The sequence below is a fragment of the Dyella sp. genome, from assembly GCF_036384435.1.
GTDB lineage: Bacteria > Pseudomonadota > Gammaproteobacteria > Xanthomonadales > Rhodanobacteraceae > GSA-30.
Genome location: NZ_DASVMI010000038.1, coordinates 1 through 18,561, shown reverse-complemented (window position 1 = coordinate 18,561; position 18,561 = coordinate 1). Strand labels below are relative to the sequence as shown.

Genomic DNA, 18,561 nt, shown 5'->3' with positions numbered 1-18,561 from the left:
GTTCTTGCCCAGCAGGCCGGCCGCGTAGGCCTCTTTGAGCGCTTCCTCGAAGTGCTCATAGGGCTCATGGTGGAACTCGCCACGCAGGTAGTTGTAGGCAGCGGTCGAGCCGGTGCAATAGCACGCGATCGCCATGCCTTCGATCACCGCATGCGGATTGAAGCGCAAGATGTCGCGATCCTTGCAGGTACCTGGCTCCGATTCGTCCGAGTTGCAGAGGATGTACTTCTGCATGTCGCCCTTGGGCATGAACGACCACTTCAGGCCCGTCGGGAAGCCCGCGCCGCCACGGCCGCGCAGATTGCTCTTCTTGATCTCTTCGATCAGCGTCGTCGGATCGGGCTTCTCGGCGAGGATCTTCTTCCACGCTTCGTAGCCGCCCATCTGGACGTAGCTGTCCATGGCCCACGGCTTGTCGAAATGCAGCGTGGTATAGACAACCTGATGTTCTTTAGGTGGCAGACCGTATGCCATGGCGCCCTACCCTTATTTCAAGCCATCGAGAATCTCATCGACCTTTTCGGTCGTGAGACGCTCGTGGTAATGACCGTTGACGGTCATCGCCGGCGCACAGGCGCACGCGGCGATGCATTCTTCTTCACGCTTGAGATAGACGCGGCCATCGGGGGTGCTTTCCCCCAGCTTGATGCCCAGCTTCTTCTCGCAGTGCCTGACCAAGTCTTCGGCACCATTGAGCCAGCACGAGATGTTGGTGCAGATTGCCACGTTGTTGCGACCGACCGGCTTGGTCTCCAGCATCGAGTAGAAGCTGGCTACCTCATACGCCCACACGGGCGGCAGGTCCAGGTAACGCGCAACAGCGACGATCAGCTCGTCGGTGAGGAAGCCCTGGTTCTGCTCCTGCGCGGCAAACAACGCCTGGATGACGGCCGAACGCTTGCGATCGGGCGGGAACTTGGCAACCCACTCATCGATGTGATGACGGGTATGTTCGTTCAATAGTGCAAGCGGGTCGACATGCTTGACCTGCTCGAAATTTCCGGTGGCTTTCATGGCAAGAGCTCCGGGACTCGGGACTCGGGACTCGGGACTTGGGCAAAACCCGGCACCGCTTCAACGAGATCGAATCCGATAGCAAAAAAATCTGATAGCGCGACAAGGCTTGTCGCTGCCGAAATGCGAGTGGTCGTCATAGCTCGACCGAGTCCCGCGATCACCTGTCCACCTCACCGAATACCAGGTCATAGGTGCCGATCATCGCCACCACGTCGGCCAGCATGTGGCCCTTCACAATGGGATCGATCGACGACAGATGGGCAAAACCCGGTGCGCGCAGATGCACGCGGAATGGCTTATTCGCGCCATCGGAAACCAGATAGCAGCCGAACTCGCCCTTGGGCGCTTCCACGGCGGCATAGGTCTCACCGGCCGGTACGCCATAGCCTTCGGTAAACAGTTTGAAGTGATGGATCAGGGCTTCCATGTCTTCCTTCATGGCCTCGCGCTTGGGCGGCGCGACCTTGAAGTTCTCCACCATCACCGGACCGGGGTTGGCGCGCAGCCAATCCACGCACTGCTTGATGATGCGGTTGGACTGGCGCATTTCTTCCACGCGCACCAGATAGCGGTCGTAGCAATCGCCGTTGACGCCTACCGGGATGTCGAAATCCATCTGCGCGTACTTCGCATATGGCTGCTTCTTGCGCAGGTCCCAGGCAATGCCCGAACCACGCAGCATGGCGCCGGTCATGCCCCAGGCCTGGGCCAGCTCCGGGGAAATCACGCCGATGCCAACGGTACGCTGCTTCCAGATACGGTTGTTGGTCAGCAGTTCCTCATACTCGTCCACGCGCTTGGGGAAGTCAGCGACGAATGCATCAAGGAAATCGAGCATCGAGCCCTCGCGCCAGCTATTGAGGCGCTTGAGATCGCTTCCCTTGTGCCAAGGCGATTCGCGGTACTGCGACATCTGGCCAGGAAGATCGCGATAGACGCCACCGGGGCGGTAATACGTGGCGTGCATGCGCGCGCCGGATACCGCCTCATAGACATCCATCAACTCTTCGCGTTCGCGAAAGGCGTACAAGAACACGGCCATCGCGCCCAGATCGAGCGCATTGGAGCCGATCCACATGAGGTGGTTGAGGATGCGGGTGATCTCATCGAACATCGTGCGGATGTACTGCGCACGCTCCGGTGCCTCGATACCCAGCAGGTTCTCGATCGCGCGCACGTAGGCGTGCTCGTTGCACATCATCGACACGTAGTCGAGGCGATCCATGTAGCCGATCGACTGGTTGAACGGCTTGGATTCGGCCAGCTTTTCGGTACCACGATGCAGCAGGCCCACATGCGGATCGGCACGGACGATAGTCTCGCCGTCCATCTCCAGCACCAGGCGCAGCACGCCGTGCGCAGCCGGATGCTGCGGGCCGAAGTTCATCGTGTAATTGCGGATTTCTTCAGCCATCTCAATTCTCACGCCAGTTGTCGGCGGCTTCGGCCTTGGCCTGCATCAGGTCGGCATCGTCGCGGATCACGCGCGGCACCAGCACACGCGGCTCGATCGAAACGGGTTCGTACACCACGCGCTTCTGCTCGGGGTCGTAGCGAACCTCGACGTTGCCGATCAGCGGGAAGTCCTTGCGGAAAGGATGCCCCACGAAACCGTAGTCGGTCAGAATGCGGCGCAGGTCCGGGTGGCCTTCGAAAATGATGCCGTAAAGGTCGAACGCCTCGCGCTCGAACCAGTTCACACCCGGCCAGATGCCGGTCAACGAGGGCACCACGGGCAGGCTGTCGTCTTCGCAGAACACACGAAGACGCAGGCGCTGGTTGTGCTCGATCGAAAGCAGATGCACGACAGCGGCGAAACGGCGCGGCTGGGCGACGTCACGCGGGCGATCGGCCCACTTGAAGCGGCCCATGGCCTCGCCTTCCACGCCGCGTGAGAAGCCGGTGCCGGAAATGGTCTGCGTATCCCACTCCGTCTTGCCGTAGCCAAGATAGTCGACGCCACAGACGTCCACGGCCTCGGAAAAACGGAACGACGACTCGTCGCGCAGCGCCGTGGCGACGGCGATCAGATCCGACGCGGCCAGCTCGGCGGTGACTTCGCCATGGGCGACAGTCACTGCCAGCAGGTCGCCGAATCGCGCGGCAAGACGCTCGACCAGCGAGTTCGATTGCGTATCAGTCATGGCCAGACAGCTCTTTTATGAACGCGCGATGGTGCTGGTGCGACGGATCTTCTTCTGCAACTGCAGAATGCCGTGGATCAGCGCTTCGGCCGTCGGCGGGCAGCCCGGCACGTAGATGTCCACCGGCACGATACGGTCGCAACCGCGCACCACGGAATACGAATAGTGGTAATAGCCGCCGCCGTTGGCGCAGCTACCCATGGAGATGACCCACTTCGGGTCGGGCATCTGGTCATAGACCTTGCGCAAAGCCGGCGCCATCTTGTTGACCAGGGTGCCGGCAACGATCATCACGTCGGACTGGCGCGGACTGGGGCGGAAGATCACGCCGTAGCGGTCCAGGTCCAGGCGCGCAGCGCCGGCATGCATCATTTCGACTGCGCAGCAGGCCAGACCGAAGGTCATGGGCCACATCGAACCGGTGCGCGCCCAGTTCATCAGGGCGTCGACCGTGGTGGTAACCGCGCCACGCTGGATCACCGGATTCTCGCCAGCCGGACGCAGGATGTCGTCCACCAGGTTGAGCGGCTGCGGGTTGTGCATGACCCGATCGATGGAAGACATCACTCCCATTCCAGTGCTCCCTTCTTCCAGACGTAAGCGAAACCGACCACCAGAAGCACCAGGAACAGCGCCATTTCGACCAAGGCAATCAGGCCGATCTTGTCGAAGACCACCGCCCAGGGAAACAGGAAGGCGACTTCAAGGTCGAAGATGATGAAGAGGATGGCCAACAGGTAGTAGCGCACGTCGAAGCGCATGCGCGCATCCTCGAAGGCCTCGAAGCCGCACTCGTAGGGCGAGAGCTTTTCCGATTCGGGACGACGTGGGCCGGCCAGCAGGCCGACAGCCAGTAGCACAAGGCCTAGACCTGTGGCTACGGCGATGAAGAGCAGGATAGGCCAATATTCGGCGAGCACGTGGAGCGTACCTCCGCGCCAACAGGCGCATCAGCGGACCGTTGGGGAACGGTTCGGGAGCAACTTGAACCAGGGCGGGGCCAACCCACAGGGGCCGGTTTGACTCGATTCAATTCATACAATCGGCACATTGTATCAGTGCGTTCAGCGACGACAAGACTTGAAGCTTGCGAATTGTTTGACGACCAGCCTCAGGCCGTCACGACAATTTCGACGCTATCCCTTGATTTGGCAATGAAAAGCCCATGTCACGGAGGAAAGCAAACGCAGCAATCTTTTTTGCGCGGTGCGGCGATGATGCCGAATTGAGGGAACGCCGGGAGGGGCGGAGGGCAAGCAGCCTGGGCGCACTCCATGCCTATGGCGGCAAACACGCCTGTCTTGCAGGCACTTTGGAAACATCCGAGCTACCGGGCGACGGGCGCGCATCCTCGCCATTCGCCCCCTGCCCTTCGCAACAGCTGCTACAGAACCGCTCCAAAACGTCACATCGTATGCGTGGGCCGTTCGGACGCCGTCATGCCGGCCAACAGGTTCTCGAGACGCGTGCGGGCGGCCTCACCATCGGGTGACTCACTGAACTGCACACCGATACCCGCCGTGCGGTTGCCCTGAGCACCCATCGGTGACACCCAGACCACCTTGCCGGCCACGGACAGTCGCTCGCCCTCGTCCGTCAGGTTCACCAGCAATACCACCTCATCGCCCAGGGCATAGCGCTGTGCGGTCGGCGCGAACAAGCCGCCGTTCTTGAGGAACGGCATGTAGGCGTTGTACAGCGCGGGCACATCCTTGATCTTCAGGGAAATGATGCCCTGGCGGGCGGTGACGGCGGAATTCATGTCTGTCCCTGCGGCGCGAACGAGGCTTCAGGGCTCATCCTAGCGCAAGCCCGCTCGTTTAGGTGTCGGCAAGCAGGCTCAGGCCAGCTCGCACCAGCCCCAGACATCGAAGATCCATGGCGACGGGATGTCCATGTGCAACTTGGCGAACCGGGGCCCGGGTCCAGCACAGGCTTCGGGGCGCAAGGTGGGCCGGGCTTCGTCTTCGAGCATCGGCGCGTCGCCCCAGCGCCAGCTACGCACACCCGAACCATCGGCCACGGTCAGGCGCAACCATGGATGCAGCCAGGACGCCGGCTGCCAGGGCAATTGCCGACCTTGGGCAGCCCAATGACCGGGTAGCACGGTAAATACCTCGGGCCGCTCGACCAACTGGCGCATGCGTGCGCCGCTGAGGGCGGTCTGGCTGGTATGCGACTCCATGGCTTCCCGCTTGGTGGCCTGCTGGCCCGGACTCAGCGCCAACACGTCGCCCGCCCCGGCCAGGGCGCCACCGTGCACGAGGTATGTCAAAAGACACGGCGCCAGCCCTTCGCGCGCCAGCGCGAGTCGCAGCAACACATGCGCGACACCGTGATCAGGGTGATGGTCGCCCAGATCAGGCAGTACGACAGTGTTGGGGCGCCAGGCACGCAAGCGTGCACCGAGCAGGTCCAGCATGGCTTCATGGTCGGTCTTCAATTGCCGGGTGAGCCCCATGTCGGGCCAACTGAAGCCCTCCAGTTGTTCCGGCGCCAGACCCAGCGTTCGCAGTGCGCCGACCACTTCTCGCCGACGCCGCATACCCCAGCGCCGCCGTCCCTCGGCACCGATCCACACCCTCCGCTCCAGCCAGCGTTGCGGCCAGGGATTGTTGTCGCCGTCGGTCAGCAGCCAGATCCGTATGTCGCCGCCGGCGTCGCGGACCTGCTGCAACAATCCGCCCGCACTGATGGTTTCATCGTCCGGATGCGGCGCGATCACCAACAGTCGCGTCTGCTTGTCGATGATGGGCAACATGCGGCCGCTCAGCGCCAACGCGCCAGCAATTCCAGCAACACCAGATCGCCGCGCAACGGGCCACGCAAGGCATCGCGCGCACGGTTGGCAGCCATGTACCACGCGTCCAGTGCCTCGCTATCCATTGCACTGGCGCAAGGCCCGGTCGAAGCCGCCGCCTTGGCGCGCGCCTCGTCGGCCGCGGCCTGTGCGGCAAACCACAGGCGCTGCCCTGGTTCGTTGTCCAGCCAACGGCGCACCACTTCCATCGTCTCGCCTCGACCGCCGGCCAGGGCGGCCAGATCCTTGCGTACCTCCTGGCGACGCACCAGGGCGCCCTCTCGCGACCACTGCCAGGCCAAGCCTGGGTTGCCGTTGGCCGCATCGAGCGCGCTGGTGGCGTCCTGCAAGCCTTCGCCCTCAAGCCAGTCCAGTGACTGCTCCCGCGAAGGCAGCTGGAATTGGATACGTTGGCAACGGCTGCGAATGGTCTGCGGCAGCCGCCATGGCGCATCGGCCACCAGCAGCAGCATGGTCTGTGCGGAGGGCTCCTCCAGCGTCTTGAGCAAGGCATTGGCTGCTGCGGCATTCATGGCATCGGCCGGATCGATCACCGCAATCTGCCAGCCACCGAACTGACTGGCCATGGCCAGCCGCGCGGACAATTCTCGGACCTGGTCAACCACGATCTCGCTGCGCTGCACGCCATCCTTGCGCAACCCATAGCTAAGACTGACGAAATCAGGATGAGTGCCCGCCTCGAACAACAGACAACTACGGCACTGGCCACATGCATCGCCATCGTGTGCCTCCTGGCAAAACAGGCCCTTCACCAGCCGGCGCAAAAACTGCCGCTTGCCCAGGCCCGCTGGCCCGGCGAGCAGCAAGGCATGGGGCATGGCGCCGCGTTCACGGCGCGATTGCAAGCGCATCCAATGCTCGGCATGCCAGGGCATGGTATTCATGGGCTCACCTCGAACAACGGTGCAATAGCCGCCAGGGATGCACGTAGCACGGCCTCGATCGACTGGCTGGCATCGACGATGCGAAAACGATCAGGCTCCTGCGCGGCGCGTTGGCGATACGAGGCGCGCACCCTTTCGAAGAAGGCATCGGCCTCCACCTCGATGCGGTCGGCTTCGCCGCGACCGGCAGCTCGCGCGCGACCGGTGGCGACGGGCAGATCCAGCAACAAGGTCAGGTCGGGCCTCAAGCCCTCCGTGGCCCATTGCTCAAGCGCCTGGATTCGCGCTACAGGCTGGCCGCGGCCGCCGCCTTGATAGGCATAACTGGCGTCGGTAAAGCGATCGCACAGCACCCAGCGCCCTGCCGCCAGCGCCGGCTCGATCACTTCACGGACAAGCTGGGCACGCGCCGCGAACATCAGCAACAGCTCCGATTCGCCTGACAGGCCGCGATGCGCGGGATCGAGCACGATCGACCGCACTGCCTCGCCCAACGCAGTACCGCCGGGCTCGCGTGTCTGCACCAGGTCGATTCCCTGCTGCTCGATATATTCGCGAAGGCCGGCAAGAAGCGTGCTTTTACCAGCACCCTCACCGCCTTCCAGCGATATGAAGCGACCGCGCGTCATGAGCAGCGCTTCAGCTGGAAACAAGCGACATTGCGATTATGCTCGTCCAGGGTGGACGAAAACACGTGCGTGCCATTGCCTCGCGCGACGAAATACAACTCGCTGCCCTTGGCCGGATGCACCGCCGCGTCCAGCGCCTTCTTGCCCGGCATGGCAATCGGCGTCGGCGGCAAGCCAGGACGCGTATAGGTGTTGTAAGGCGTATCCGTAGTCAGGTCCGACTTGTGGATAGTGCCTGCATAGCTGTCGCCCATGCCGTAGATCACCGTGGGATCGGTTTGCAGGAACATGTGCAACTGCAGACGGCGCACGAATACGCCAGCGATCTTTGGACGCTCTTCAGCACGACCCGTTTCCTTTTCCACGATGGACGCAAGGATCAATGCCTCGTAGGCCGAGGCCAGTGGCAAGTCCTTGTCACGTTCGCTCCAGGCCTTGTCCAATGCCTTGATCATGGCCGCGTGAGCACGCTTGAGGATGTCTAGGTCACTGTCACCCTTGACGTAGGCATACGTCTCTGGAAGGAAGCGCCCCTCTGGCTCTTCACCCGGGTTACCGATCTTTTCCATCAATGCCTTGTCGTCGAGCACTGCACCATCTTGACGCAGGCGATCAGCACGGGTCAGCGCCTGGCGCAGCTCCCGGAAATTCCAGCCTTCCACGATAGTGAAATAACGCTGCATCACCTTGCCGCTGGCCATATTGATGAGCAGGTCGCGCGGCGTCATGCCGCCGGTCAAGGCATATTCGCCAGCGTGCAGTTTACCTGCCACGCGCATCTGCTCGGCCAGCAGTCGCCAGTAAAGCGGCGATGCACGGGTAAAACCTCGCCGGCGCAATTCGTCGACTATGTCCTTGAAGCTGCTGCCCCGGCCTATGTCGATACTCTGGTTGGTGGTGTCCAGCGTCAACGGCGTGCGGCTGAAACGAGCAAAGTCGTACCAGCCATAGGCCACGCTCGCGGCGATGACCAACACGATCACCATAAGCAGCACCCTTAACAGCGCGCCGCCGGTTTGCTTGCTACCACTCATGCCAGCTCCCTGAAAAAACCCATGTCACGCCAATACTCTTGCAAGGCGCGTGCTACCAGACCGGGCTTGAACGCCCGATTGCCCACAGCCCGAAGCGGAAGGATGCCGCGTACGCTGGAACTGAGGAAGACCTCCTTCGCCCGCCACAAGTCATCCAGCATAAACTGGCACTCCCTGGCCGGTCGGGTGGCGAGAATCTGTGCACGCGCCACACCGGCCACACCGCAGCGATCCACGCATGGCGTCACCAGTTCCCCATCGATCACCGCAAACACGTTGGCCATGGTCGCCGAAATCACCCGGCCATGCTCATCGAGCAACAACCCCTCGGCGATCGCCGGATCATGCCATTCGGCACGTGCCAGAACCTGCTCCAGGCGATTGAGATGCTTGATGCCAGCCAGGGCCGGCTGCACACCCAGCCGCAGATCGCAGACCCTGGCAACGATACCGTCGCGATGATCGGCGGCCGCCAATGGCGGCGGCGTGAACGCGGCCACGACACGCAAGGCGTGCACGCGACCCGGTAGCGCATAGCCGCGCTGGCCGATACCCCGCGTCAACGTCAGACGCACTACCGATTCGGGCATACCCTCGGTCACACGCGAGGCCTCGACCAGCCACACGGCCGGATCGACCTCCGGCAGCATCAGACGCCGAGCGTCTTGCGCCAGGCGTTGCATGTGTCGATCCCAAAGCGGTGCATGAGAGCCGACGAAACGGATCGTCTCGAACAAACCATCGCCGTACATCAGGCCACGGTCCAGCGGGTGGACAGCCGGCTCCTCATCGCCATTGACCAACAGCCGGGCCACGCCGGACCTGGTCAAGTGCCGATCCCCAGGGTACGCAGCAGGCCTCGCGCCTTGGCGCGGGTTTCTTCCAGCTCGGCCACTGCAACGGAGTCGGCGACGATCCCGGCACCGGCACGCAAGCCGATACGGTTGTCGGCCAGGGTCAAGGTACGGATCAGGATGTTCAAGTCGAGGTCACCGTTGCGATCGAGGTAGCCCAGCGCGCCGGTGTAGGCGCCGCGGGGAGCATCCTCCAGGGCCGCGATGATTTCCATGCAACGCACCTTGGGGCACCCGGTGATCGTGCCGCCCGGAAACGTCGCAGCGATCACCTCGCCTGGCGTGGTTCCCTTGCGCAGGCAGCCTCGAACATTGGAGACGATGTGATGAACATGAGCGTAACTCTCCACCACCATCAGCTCATCGACCTCGACCGTACCTGGCGCGCACACGCGTCCGAGGTCGTTGCGCTCCAGATCGATCAGCATCACATGCTCGGCGCGCTCCTTCGGATGCGTGGTCAGCTCGCGGATGCGCGCCGTATCGTCGTCATCGGCCACTCGCGGCCTGGTGCCGGCAATCGGGCGCGTCTGCGCCACGCCGCCGCGCACTTCGACCAGTCGCTCCGGCGATGAACTGGCCAGCGCCCAGCCTGCATGCTGGAACAGGCCCGAGAAGGGGGCCGGGTTGGCCTGTCGCAACGCGGCGTAGACGTCACCCGCGCGCACCGGCTCACGATAACGCGCCTCCCAGGCTCGGGACAGGTTGACCTGGAAGATGTCGCCGGCCTGCAAATGCTCGTGTATGCGCGCGACGCCGTCGAGAAAGTGCCGTGGCGGGTCCTCGATGAGCTCCCCTGGCGAAGGCAGCGGCGAAGCCATCCAGGCGACTGAAAGATCAAGCTCCAGGGCATCCAGCTGCGCCGGATCCTCTTCGGCCAGCACGATGGTGCAGTCGCGCTCATGATCGACGATCACGGCGGCGGAACAACGTAGCGCCACGGCCACCGGCAAGACATCGTGTGGACGTAGATGCAGGCGCGGCTCGATTCGCCCGGCCAGTTCATAGGCCAGCATCAGCACCCAGCCACCGTGGAACGGCAGCCCATCCTCGGACGGAGCCGCACGCTCGGCCTGCCAGGCACGATCAAGCACAGCGAGGAAGTCCTCATCATGCGACACGCCGTGATGGTCGATCACGCGCCCATCGGCATGCTGCGTGAAGCTTGCACCCGGATACGCAAACAGGATGTCGAAGCGCGATTGCGGCGTACCGCGCACAACGCTTTCCAGCAGACACGGATAACGATCAGGAAAAAGAGCGGCCGGCGCGAGAAGATCGCGCCGGCCGGCGAGGTATCGCAGTTGCATGGTCACGCATTCAAACGCGACGGAATGCCAGCGTGCCGTTGGTACCACCAAAACCGAATGAGTTGGAGATCGCTACATCGAGCTTGGCCTCGCGCGCGACATTTGGCACGAAGTCGAGATCGCAGCCCTCGCCCGGCTCATCCAGGTTGATCGTCGGCGGCAGCACCTGGTCACGCAGCGCCAAGATGGAGAAGATGGCTTCCACGCCACCCGCCGCACCTAGCAGGTGGCCGGTCATCGACTTGGTCGAGCTCACCGGCAGCTTGTAGGCATAGTCACCAAAGACGCGCTTGGCTGCCAGCACTTCACCCAGGTCACCCAGGGGCGTGGAGGTGCCATGGGCATTGACGTAGTGCACCGCGGTCGGGTTGAGGCCTGCATCCTTCAAGGCTGCCTCCATCGAACGCGCGGCACCCTCACCACCTTCGCTCGGCGCCGTGATGTGATAGGCGTCGCCGCTCATGCCGAAGCCCACCAGTTCGGCGTAGATCTTCGCGCCGCGGGCCTTGGCCATCTCATATTCCTCCAGCACAAGCACGCCGGCGCCGTCGGACAGCACGAATCCGTCGCGATCCTTGTCCCACGGGCGGCTGGCCTTGGCCGGCTCGTCATTACGCGTGGACATCGCCTTGGCCGAGCAGAAGCCTGCCATCGCCGTACCGGTGGTGGCGAACTCGGCTCCGCCGGCGATCATGACGTCGGCATCGCCGTACTGGATCATGCGCGCGGCCAGACCAATGTTGTGTGTGGCCGTGGTACATGCGGTGACGCAGGCGATATTCGGCCCCTTCAGACCGTACATGATCGACAGATGACCGGAGACCATGTTGATGATCGAACTGGGCACGAAGAACGGCGACACGCGACGTGGCCCCTTCTCATGCAGCTCGATCGACGTATGCTCGATGGTGTGCAGGCCACCGATGCCGGCAGCCACCGCCACGCCAATGCGCGGGGCATTTTCTTCCGTCACTTCCAGGCCCGAATCGCGCAGGGCCTGCGTGCCCGCGGCGATGCCGTAATGGATGAACGGGTCCATCTTCTTGATGTCTTTCTGGGCAATCCAGTCCGCCGGGTTGAAATCGCGCACCTGGCCAGCAATGCGGGTGGCATAGGCGGTGGCATCGAAGTGCGTCACCGGGCCGATGCCACTGACGCCCTTGACGATATTGTCCCAGGCGCTGGCGATGTCGTTTCCGACCGGCGAGATGATTCCCATGCCGGTCACTACCACACGTCGTTTGCTCATCTGCTGTATCCCTTGTGAGTCTCATGGCGCTGCATGGCGCGTCCCCATGCTTGGCAACCACATCGTCCGTTACCGACTGCCTTCGCGATAGATCGCTGGCGCAACCATACGGGATCGGACGTTTCAAAATGCATAAACGAAAACTGCGCCAGTCGGCGCAGCTTTCGTCATCGTTACATGGGCTTGGACTGGCACCGGAACGCGCGCCCGCCCAGTCGCGATTACTCCTTGGCGTGGCCCTTGATGTAATCGACAGCCTGCTGCACCGTGGTGATTTTCTCGGCTTCCTCGTCCGGAATCTCGGTCTCGAACTCCTCCTCGAGAGCCATCACCAGTTCCACGGTGTCCAGCGAGTCCGCGCCCAGATCGTCCACGAACGAGGAGTTCGCCGTGACTTCTTCTTCCTTCACGCCCAGCTGCTCGACGACGATTTTCTTGACGCGTTCTTCGATGGTGCTCATGTTGCCAATACCTCCCAAGGAGTAGTTGCTTTTTCTTTACCGGCCTTCCGCCCGGCAAGGCCGGCGGATTGTAATGGCTGAGCCCAGGGGCCGCCACAGTCCGCCGGTAGCGGTGGTGGTGCCGGCCCACAGGGCCGACGCGAAAGTCTAATTGTCGCCTAAAAATCGACTCGTGGCGACAACCGTTGAAAAATATCCCGACCGAGTGAGACGCTCACGGGGCCCCGGGCAGCTTTACCGTCCGGATCATGGCCTTACGGCATGTACATGCCGCCATTGACGTGCAGCGTCTCGCCTGTGATGTAGGCTGCAGCAGGCGATGCAAGGAACGCCACGGCCTGGGCGATGTCATTTGCCTCGCCCAGCCGGCCCAGCGCAATCTGACCCAGCAGCGCCTGCTTGGACTCCTCAGGCAGCGAGCGTGTCATGTCGGTATCAATGAAACCTGGCGCCACCACGTTGACCGTGATGCCACGTGTACCGATTTCGCGAGCCAGCGATTTGGAAAACGCAATGATGCCGGCCTTGGCTGCGGCATAGTTGGCCTGGCCCGGATTGCCAGTGAGGCCGATCACGGATGCAATCGAAATGATGCGGCCCTTGCGTGCTTTCATCATGCCGCGCATCACGGCCTTGGAGGTGCGATAGACCGATGTCAGATTGGTATCGAGGATGGCCTGCCAGTCATCGTCCTTCATGCGCATCAGCAATTGATCGCGCGTGATACCCGCGTTGTTGACCAGGATCGATACCGCGCCAAATTCCTTGCCGATCGCATCGATCAGGCCGTCGACCTGGGCACCCTCGGTGACGTTGAGGATGCGACCATGGCCACCGTGTGCAGCCAGCCGCTCGCCAATGGCCACTGCACCCGATTGACTGGTGGCCGTGCCGATCACCGTTGCGCCGCGACTGGCCAGTTCGTCGGCAATAGCTGCGCCGATACCGCGACTGGCACCAGTCACCAGCGCGATTTCGCCCTTCAGGGAATGACTCATGATGTAGGTTCCTTGGAAAACGGAAAAGGTCAGGTCCAATCGGCGCGCGTGGCTTCGATATCAGCCGGCGCACCGATGGCACGAGCCTCGACGCTCTTGTCGATACGCTTGATCAGGCCGGCCAGCACCTTGCCCGGGCCCGCTTCGGCGATCCGTGTCGCACCACCGGCCACCAGGGCCTGCACGCATTCGGTCCAGCGCACCGGCAGGTAAAGTTGTTGCCGCAAGGCGTCGCGAATGGCTGCGACATCATCGAAAGAACGCGCGACGGCGTTCTGCACGACCGGAATCGATGGCTGCATCCACGTGATCGAGGTCATGCGCTCATCGAGCCGGGCGGCGGCATCTTTCATCAGGGCGCAATGGGACGGCACGGATACGGCGAGCTTTACGGCCTTCTTCACGCCCAACTCGGCCAGGCGCGCCAATGCGCGATCAACCGCCTCGGCGTTACCGGCAATGACCAACTGGCCGGGCGAATTGAAGTTCGCTGGTGAAACCACCTGGCCCTGCGCCACTTCTTCGCATACCGCGGCAATCTGCGCATCATCGCCACCAATGATCGCTGCCATAGCACCTACGCCCGCCGGCACGGCCGCCTGCATCAAGCGTCCACGCTCAGCCACCAGGGCAGCCGCATCATGCAGTGACAGCGCATCGGCACATACCAGCGCGCTGTACTCGCCCAGGCTGTGACCGGACAACTGCGCCGGCCGCGCACCACCGAGCTTCTGCCACACGCGCCACACGGCAACACTGGCTGCCAGCAAGGCAGGCTGGGTATTCTGTGTGCTGTTGAGCTGATCTTCCGGGCCCTGCTGGCTGAGCGCCCACAGGTCAACCCCTGCCCCTAGCGACGCCTCATCGAACGTGGCCTTGACCTCTTCATGCGCGACGGCCAGTTCGGCCAGCATGCCAACGGATTGCGAACCCTGGCCGGGGAAAACGAAGGCGAGCGAAGTGGAGGTCTGGGTCATGGGAAGACAGGCATGAATGAAAGGCGGAATAGTGCCATTGTCGCGCGCCATACGCAGCTGTTTGTGGCTTGAACGCGGCAAAGACGGCGGCCTTGCCGCCGGTGAAGTCGCGCCTGCGGCGCTGTCAAGGGTAGAGAGGAAGAGCCTTGAACTTTGAGGATGCAACCATCTTCATGAACAGGCGGCACAAGCCAAAGATCTTTAAGGTCGCGCGTTGCCAGCTGCTCCCATGAAAAAGCAAAAGCCGGACATACCGGCTTTTGCTTCCGACTTTTTGACAGGCAGCGCAACTGCCGACCTGGTCGAATCAGTATTTCAGCAACGCCGAAGCCCAGGTGAAGCCGCCGCCGAAGGCCTCCAGCAACAGGTTCTGGCCGCGCTTGACCTTGCCCGAACGAACGGCATGATCCAGTGCCAGAGGCACTGAGCCGGCTGACGTGTTGGCGTGCTGGTCGACGGTCACGATGACCTGCTCCATCGACATGTTCAGGCGCTTGGCCGTCGCTTCGATGATGCGCAGATTGGCCTGATGCGGAATCAGCCAATCCAGTTGGGAAGCGTCCATGGCGGCGGCCTGCAAGGTTTCCTCGACCAGCGCATCGAGCGTCTTGACCGCCACCTTGAACACTTCGCGACCGGCCATGCGGATGCGCACGCCATGATTGGGCTCGTCTGTAAAGCCGGCGGAAACGCCAACCGGGTTATACAGCAGCTCCTTGTGGCCACCATCGGCATGCAGACATGTGGCGTAGATTCCCGGCTCGCTGGAACCTTCCAGGATGACCGCGCCCGCACCATCACCAAAGAGGACGCAGGTCTCGCGCTCCTTCCAGTCGATCATGCGCGTCAGCGTCTCGGCGCCGATCACCAGGGCACGTTTGGATGAGCCTGTCTTAATGAACTTGTCCGCCACGCCCAGGGCGTAGACGAAACCCGAACAGGCGGCGTTGACGTCGAATGCTGCACAACCATTCGCACCCAAACGATGTTGCACCAGACACGCCGTGGAAGGAAAGATGATGTCCGGCGTGGTCGTGCCAAGCACGATCAGATCAATGTCGGAGGCCTTCAGGCCGGCCGCCTCGAGCGCGCGCTGCGCGGCCAGCGTGGCGAAATCGCCGGTAGTCTCACCGTCAGCAGCGATATGACGTTGGCGAATACCGGTGCGGGTACGGATCCATTCGTCACTGGTATCGACGAATTTTTCCAGGTCCGCGTTGGTCAACACGCGCTCTGGCAGCGCACTGCCGGTCGCGACGATACGGGAGTAGATCTGTGCCATTGACTATCCAATTACGAGGACGATCGACGTGTGAACCGGGCAACGCTTGCCGCCGAAGCTGCAACGTTACGCCGCCTGCACGCCTAAACGCAAAGCGGCGCCTAGTCGCGCCGCCTTGCCAGTCACAGTATGAGAGCCTTGTCACAGACCCTCATGTATCGGATCAATCTTCTTCGACCACCGAGGTCTGGGTGTCGATGACCTTCTTGCCGCGATAGTAGCCATCCTTGGTGACGTGGTGGCGCAGATGCACTTCGCCGCTCGTCGGATCGGTGGCCAGTTGCACGGTCTTGAGCGCATCGTGCGAACGACGCATGCCGCGGGTGGACGGGGTCTTGCGGCTCTTGGCAACGGCCATGGCGAGTCTCCAGCTAAATCAGTTTTTCTTGAGTTCGCGCAGGACCGCGAACGGGTTATCGGTACGACCCACGGCGGCGGATAGCTCCGGACCGGGATCCACTACTTCGTCAGGCAACGTACTGTCCGGATTGACCGGCACCAGCGGCACTGCCAACAGCAATTCGTCTTCGATCACGTCCGCCAGATTCAGCCTGCCATCCTCGGCGATCAACAGCGGCTCGCTTCCCGGAGGAAGGGCCGACTCCTCACGCTCGGAGCGGATCAGGCCAAGCCGCGTAACCACCGAGATCGGCAGAATGAACGGCTCCAACGTACGTTGGCAGGTCAGTTCGAGCGGCGCCTGGACGCGGACATCCAGATAGGATGTACCGAACTCGTCACGACCGAAATCCAGCTCGTACCGAACCTCCCCGCCCGTACCGGCAAGCACCTCAGCGAGGCGCCGCAATACGGCAATCGGCAAGGCTCCCTCATACGAACGCCTTGTCGCGACCATGCGCCATGCGTCCACGGACTCTGGCAGTGTCACGGACATAATCGGGAAATTCTAGGCAGCCAGCCAGGAGAAGTCAACTGCATACAAATGCTTAAGGCGCACCGTCAGCCCTTTTGCGTCGATCATGGCCCATGCGGCAGACTGAAGGCTTCGGACCCGACTCGTTACCAAGGATCTCGTGGATACCTACCTGACAGCCGGGCTGACCGCCCTGCTCACTGTGATGGTCATCCTGGCGGTCGCCGCGCTCGTCTACCGGCAGCGCATGTTCCGCCGGACCGGCAGTGTACGCCATCTCCTGGACCTGGCCGATCGCCTTGAGGCTGACCTCAAGAACTGCCGCAGCGGCCTGCAGCAGGCCCACGCGGTCATGTCGCTGAACCCGGACCTGCCCGCGGAAAGCGAAAAGGAGGCCCGCAATGCGGTCGAAGCCGGCCTGCGCTCGTTGCTACAGCAGCGCATCTGGATACGCGACAGCGCTCCTCGGGCATCACAGCACGAACTCGATGAGGCAATCGCCAGCATGAGCCAGGCACGCAACCGCTTGCGCCCGCTGCTCGCCGGGCTCGATCAGGCCCAGCACGATCTGGACGATGCCATGCGCGAGCAGATCCGCCGCGAGAGTGACGCATGAATGCGCCCCGCCTTATCCTCGGCTCCACATCGCGTTACCGGGCCGAGTTGCTGGGCCGACTGACCAGCGACTTCGAACAATACAGCCCAGGCACCGATGAAGCGGCGCTGCCCGATGAGGCACCCGCGACACGGGCTTTGCGCCTGGCGATCGCCAAGGCCCGGGCGGCCAGTGCAGGCCTGACCGACGCCCTGGTCATCGGCTCCGACCAGGTCGCCGAACTCCACGGCCGGGTGCTGGACAAGCCCGGCAGTGCCGAGCGTGCCCAGGAACAGTTGCTTGCCTCGTCAGGGCAATCGGTACGTTTTCATACGGCCCTGTGCCTGTTCGATACTCGCGACGGCTCACAAAGAACGCATGTTGACTTGACCGAAGTCCACTTTCGCACGCTCGACCAGGAGGAAATATCTCGTTATATCAAGCGCGAACAACCGCTGGACTGCGCCGGCAGCTTCAAGTGTGAAGGCCTGGGAATCGCCCTGTTCGAGCGCATTGACAACACCGATCCCACCGCCTTGATCGGATTGCCACTGATCGCCCTGGCACGGCTGCTGCGCGAGGCTGGCCTGCCCTTTCCCTGACCCCGTGGCAGGCGGAAGCCGATTGCCATATCTTGACGCTTCCTATAGGGGGAAACTCAAGATGCAACAGGAAGTCAGTTGGTACTTCGTGGATTTGTTTGGCCAACGCCAGGGACCGATCAGCAGGCAACAACTGCTCGATGCCATCGCCAGTGAACGTCTGCGACCGGCAAGCCTGGTATGGCGAGAAGGCATGGCGCAGTGGCAACCGCTATCGTCCATGATGCATGAACTGCAAGCGGCGAATCCGGCCGTGCCGCCGCCGATCCTCCCTCCTGCCCGTGTCGATACCAATCCCTTCGCGGCCAGCCCATCAAGCTTTGCCAGCAACGAGTGGGGGGCGCAGGCGCAGCGGCGCGTCGTCTACGGTGGCTTTGCCCGCCGCCTGCTGGCAAGCATCCTCGACAGCATCATCCTGTCGATCTTCAACGTCATCGTGCTAGCCGTACTTGGCGCGGTATTTGTTCCATCATTCAAGCAAGGCAACGCCGCGGCCGGAGGCATCATCGTTTTCGCCTACCTGGGCCTGTTCGTGATATCGATACTTTATTTCTGCCTGCAGGAAAGCTCTGCGGCGCAAGCCACGCTGGGCAAGCGCGCGCTGGGTATCAAGGTGACCGACTTGCAGGGAAACCGCATCGGCTTCGGCCGTGCGTTGGGGCGCTGGTTTGGCCGCATCCTGTCCAGCCTGTTCTTCTGCATCGGCTACCTGATGGTGATTTTCACCGAGCGCAAGCAGGGCCTGCATGACATGATGACCAGCACCCTGGTCGTGGACAAATGGGCATATACCGACCATCCCGAGCGACAGCAGCAAGGCACCTCCGGGG

Annotated in this window: 22 protein-coding genes and 1 pseudogene; 3 read left to right on the top strand and 20 right to left on the bottom strand. The window is 62.5% G+C overall.

Annotated features, from left to right (window positions below; genetic code table 11):
* From VF436_RS03525 to VF436_RS03430, 20 genes and pseudogenes are all read right to left on the bottom strand, one after another.
* Window positions 1-474 (bottom strand): annotated as a pseudogene (locus VF436_RS03525) (NADH-quinone oxidoreductase subunit F); the annotation flags it as partial.
* A gap of 12 nt (window positions 475-486) precedes the next feature.
* Window positions 487-1,014: an NADH-quinone oxidoreductase subunit NuoE gene (nuoE, locus tag VF436_RS03520; protein WP_330902599.1), complete on the bottom strand. Its 528-nt coding sequence runs from the start codon at window positions 1,012-1,014 to the stop codon at window positions 487-489.
* 160 nt (window positions 1,015-1,174) lie between these two features.
* Window positions 1,175-2,431 carry an NADH-quinone oxidoreductase subunit D gene (locus VF436_RS03515; protein ID WP_330902598.1) on the bottom strand — a complete coding sequence of 419 codons (1,257 nt, stop codon included), beginning with the start codon at window positions 2,429-2,431 and terminating at the stop codon, window positions 1,175-1,177.
* A gap of 1 nt (window position 2,432) precedes the next feature.
* A complete protein-coding gene (locus VF436_RS03510; protein WP_330902597.1) occupies window positions 2,433-3,161 on the bottom strand; it encodes an NADH-quinone oxidoreductase subunit C in 729 nt (242 codons plus the stop codon).
* A gap of 15 nt (window positions 3,162-3,176) precedes the next feature.
* The gene (locus tag VF436_RS03505; RefSeq protein WP_330902596.1) at window positions 3,177-3,734 is read right to left on the bottom strand and encodes an NADH-quinone oxidoreductase subunit B family protein; all 558 of its coding nucleotides are present in this window, start codon (window positions 3,732-3,734) and stop codon (window positions 3,177-3,179) included.
* Window positions 3,725-4,081, bottom strand: a complete 357-nt coding sequence (locus VF436_RS03500) for an NADH-quinone oxidoreductase subunit A (RefSeq protein ID WP_330902595.1) — start codon at window positions 4,079-4,081, stop codon at window positions 3,725-3,727. Before VF436_RS03500 ends, VF436_RS03505 begins: the two co-directional genes overlap by 10 nt.
* A gap of 485 nt (window positions 4,082-4,566) precedes the next feature.
* The gene (locus VF436_RS03495; protein WP_330902594.1) at window positions 4,567-4,923 is read right to left on the bottom strand and encodes a PilZ domain-containing protein; all 357 of its coding nucleotides are present in this window, start codon (window positions 4,921-4,923) and stop codon (window positions 4,567-4,569) included.
* Window positions 4,924-5,001: 78 nt separating this feature from the next.
* Window positions 5,002-5,922, bottom strand: a complete 921-nt coding sequence (locus VF436_RS03490) for a PIG-L family deacetylase (RefSeq protein ID WP_330902593.1) — start codon at window positions 5,920-5,922, stop codon at window positions 5,002-5,004.
* A gap of 8 nt (window positions 5,923-5,930) precedes the next feature.
* Window positions 5,931-6,866, bottom strand: a complete 936-nt coding sequence (gene holB / locus VF436_RS03485; RefSeq protein WP_330902592.1) for a DNA polymerase III subunit delta' — start codon at window positions 6,864-6,866, stop codon at window positions 5,931-5,933.
* Entirely contained in the window at window positions 6,863-7,495 is a 633-nt protein-coding gene (gene tmk / locus VF436_RS03480; RefSeq protein ID WP_330902591.1) for a dTMP kinase, read from the bottom strand. The genes holB and tmk overlap by 4 nt, the downstream gene beginning before the upstream one ends.
* A complete protein-coding gene (mltG, locus tag VF436_RS03475) occupies window positions 7,492-8,529 on the bottom strand; it encodes an endolytic transglycosylase MltG (RefSeq protein WP_330902590.1) in 1,038 nt (345 codons plus the stop codon). The genes tmk and mltG overlap by 4 nt, the downstream gene beginning before the upstream one ends.
* Window positions 8,526-9,359, bottom strand: a complete 834-nt coding sequence (pabC, locus tag VF436_RS03470) for an aminodeoxychorismate lyase (RefSeq protein ID WP_330902589.1) — start codon at window positions 9,357-9,359, stop codon at window positions 8,526-8,528. Before pabC ends, mltG begins: the two co-directional genes overlap by 4 nt.
* Entirely contained in the window at window positions 9,356-10,693 is a 1,338-nt protein-coding gene (locus tag VF436_RS03465) for an aminodeoxychorismate synthase component I (RefSeq protein WP_330902588.1), read from the bottom strand. The genes pabC and VF436_RS03465 overlap by 4 nt, the downstream gene beginning before the upstream one ends.
* Window positions 10,694-10,703: 10 nt before the next feature.
* The gene (fabF, locus tag VF436_RS03460; RefSeq protein WP_330902587.1) at window positions 10,704-11,942 is read right to left on the bottom strand and encodes a beta-ketoacyl-ACP synthase II; all 1,239 of its coding nucleotides are present in this window, start codon (window positions 11,940-11,942) and stop codon (window positions 10,704-10,706) included.
* Between the two features lie 221 nt (window positions 11,943-12,163).
* Window positions 12,164-12,403, bottom strand: a complete 240-nt coding sequence (gene acpP, locus VF436_RS03455) for an acyl carrier protein (RefSeq protein ID WP_330902586.1) — start codon at window positions 12,401-12,403, stop codon at window positions 12,164-12,166.
* Window positions 12,404-12,657: 254 nt separating this feature from the next.
* A complete protein-coding gene (gene fabG / locus VF436_RS03450; RefSeq protein ID WP_330902585.1) occupies window positions 12,658-13,401 on the bottom strand; it encodes a 3-oxoacyl-ACP reductase FabG in 744 nt (247 codons plus the stop codon).
* Window positions 13,402-13,430: 29 nt separating this feature from the next.
* Window positions 13,431-14,378: an ACP S-malonyltransferase gene (gene fabD / locus VF436_RS03445; protein WP_330902584.1), complete on the bottom strand. Its 948-nt coding sequence runs from the start codon at window positions 14,376-14,378 to the stop codon at window positions 13,431-13,433.
* A gap of 307 nt (window positions 14,379-14,685) precedes the next feature.
* The gene (locus VF436_RS03440; protein WP_330902583.1) at window positions 14,686-15,660 is read right to left on the bottom strand and encodes a beta-ketoacyl-ACP synthase III; all 975 of its coding nucleotides are present in this window, start codon (window positions 15,658-15,660) and stop codon (window positions 14,686-14,688) included.
* Between the two features lie 163 nt (window positions 15,661-15,823).
* Window positions 15,824-16,018 carry a 50S ribosomal protein L32 gene (gene rpmF, locus VF436_RS03435; protein WP_330902582.1) on the bottom strand — a complete coding sequence of 65 codons (195 nt, stop codon included), beginning with the start codon at window positions 16,016-16,018 and terminating at the stop codon, window positions 15,824-15,826.
* Between the two features lie 18 nt (window positions 16,019-16,036).
* Complete coding sequence (locus VF436_RS03430; protein ID WP_330902581.1) at window positions 16,037-16,555, bottom strand: YceD family protein; 519 nt, start codon at window positions 16,553-16,555, stop codon at window positions 16,037-16,039.
* A 139-nt stretch (window positions 16,556-16,694) separates the two neighbouring features.
* On the opposite strand from VF436_RS03430, the gene VF436_RS03425 reads away from it, so the two are divergent.
* The 3 genes from VF436_RS03425 to VF436_RS03415 all read left to right on the top strand — a co-directional run.
* Window positions 16,695-17,150: a hypothetical protein gene (locus VF436_RS03425; protein WP_330902580.1), complete on the top strand. Its 456-nt coding sequence runs from the start codon at window positions 16,695-16,697 to the stop codon at window positions 17,148-17,150.
* Window positions 17,147-17,731 (top strand): Maf family protein, encoded by a 585-nt coding sequence (locus tag VF436_RS03420; RefSeq protein WP_330902579.1) that lies wholly within the window; start codon window positions 17,147-17,149, stop codon window positions 17,729-17,731. Before VF436_RS03425 ends, VF436_RS03420 begins: the two co-directional genes overlap by 4 nt.
* Before the next feature lie 61 nt (window positions 17,732-17,792).
* Window positions 17,793-18,561: RDD family protein (locus VF436_RS03415; protein WP_330902578.1), on the top strand; the 769-nt coding region annotated here is incomplete at its 3' end.

What these genes read in the sequence shown, in the direction of transcription:
- rpmF (WP_330902582.1), bottom strand. Translation starts at nt 16,018, where the DNA reads ATGGCCGTTGCCAAGAGCCGCAAGACCCCGTCCACCCGCGGCATGCGT.
- nuoE (WP_330902599.1), bottom strand. Translation starts at nt 1,014, where the DNA reads ATGAAAGCCACCGGAAATTTCGAGCAGGTCAAGCATGTCGACCCGCTT.
- mltG (WP_330902590.1), bottom strand. Translation starts at nt 8,529, where the DNA reads ATGAGTGGTAGCAAGCAAACCGGCGGCGCGCTGTTAAGGGTGCTGCTT.
- VF436_RS03515 (WP_330902598.1), bottom strand. Translation starts at nt 2,431, where the DNA reads ATGGCTGAAGAAATCCGCAATTACACGATGAACTTCGGCCCGCAGCAT.
- VF436_RS03495 (WP_330902594.1), bottom strand. Translation starts at nt 4,923, where the DNA reads ATGAATTCCGCCGTCACCGCCCGCCAGGGCATCATTTCCCTGAAGATC.
- VF436_RS03465 (WP_330902588.1), bottom strand. Translation starts at nt 10,693, where the DNA reads ATGCAACTGCGATACCTCGCCGGCCGGCGCGATCTTCTCGCGCCGGCC.
- fabD (WP_330902584.1), bottom strand. Translation starts at nt 14,378, where the DNA reads ATGACCCAGACCTCCACTTCGCTCGCCTTCGTTTTCCCCGGCCAGGGT.
- VF436_RS03490 (WP_330902593.1), bottom strand. Translation starts at nt 5,922, where the DNA reads ATGTTGCCCATCATCGACAAGCAGACGCGACTGTTGGTGATCGCGCCG.
- acpP (WP_330902586.1), bottom strand. Translation starts at nt 12,403, where the DNA reads ATGAGCACCATCGAAGAACGCGTCAAGAAAATCGTCGTCGAGCAGCTG.
- holB (WP_330902592.1), bottom strand. Translation starts at nt 6,866, where the DNA reads ATGAATACCATGCCCTGGCATGCCGAGCATTGGATGCGCTTGCAATCG.
- VF436_RS03430 (WP_330902581.1), bottom strand. Translation starts at nt 16,555, where the DNA reads ATGTCCGTGACACTGCCAGAGTCCGTGGACGCATGGCGCATGGTCGCG.
- fabG (WP_330902585.1), bottom strand. Translation starts at nt 13,401, where the DNA reads ATGAGTCATTCCCTGAAGGGCGAAATCGCGCTGGTGACTGGTGCCAGT.
- VF436_RS03420 (WP_330902579.1), top strand. Translation starts at nt 17,147, where the DNA reads ATGAATGCGCCCCGCCTTATCCTCGGCTCCACATCGCGTTACCGGGCC.
- tmk (WP_330902591.1), bottom strand. Translation starts at nt 7,495, where the DNA reads ATGACGCGCGGTCGCTTCATATCGCTGGAAGGCGGTGAGGGTGCTGGT.
- VF436_RS03440 (WP_330902583.1), bottom strand. Translation starts at nt 15,660, where the DNA reads ATGGCACAGATCTACTCCCGTATCGTCGCGACCGGCAGTGCGCTGCCA.
- fabF (WP_330902587.1), bottom strand. Translation starts at nt 11,942, where the DNA reads ATGAGCAAACGACGTGTGGTAGTGACCGGCATGGGAATCATCTCGCCG.
- VF436_RS03505 (WP_330902596.1), bottom strand. Translation starts at nt 3,734, where the DNA reads ATGGGAGTGATGTCTTCCATCGATCGGGTCATGCACAACCCGCAGCCG.
- VF436_RS03510 (WP_330902597.1), bottom strand. Translation starts at nt 3,161, where the DNA reads ATGACTGATACGCAATCGAACTCGCTGGTCGAGCGTCTTGCCGCGCGA.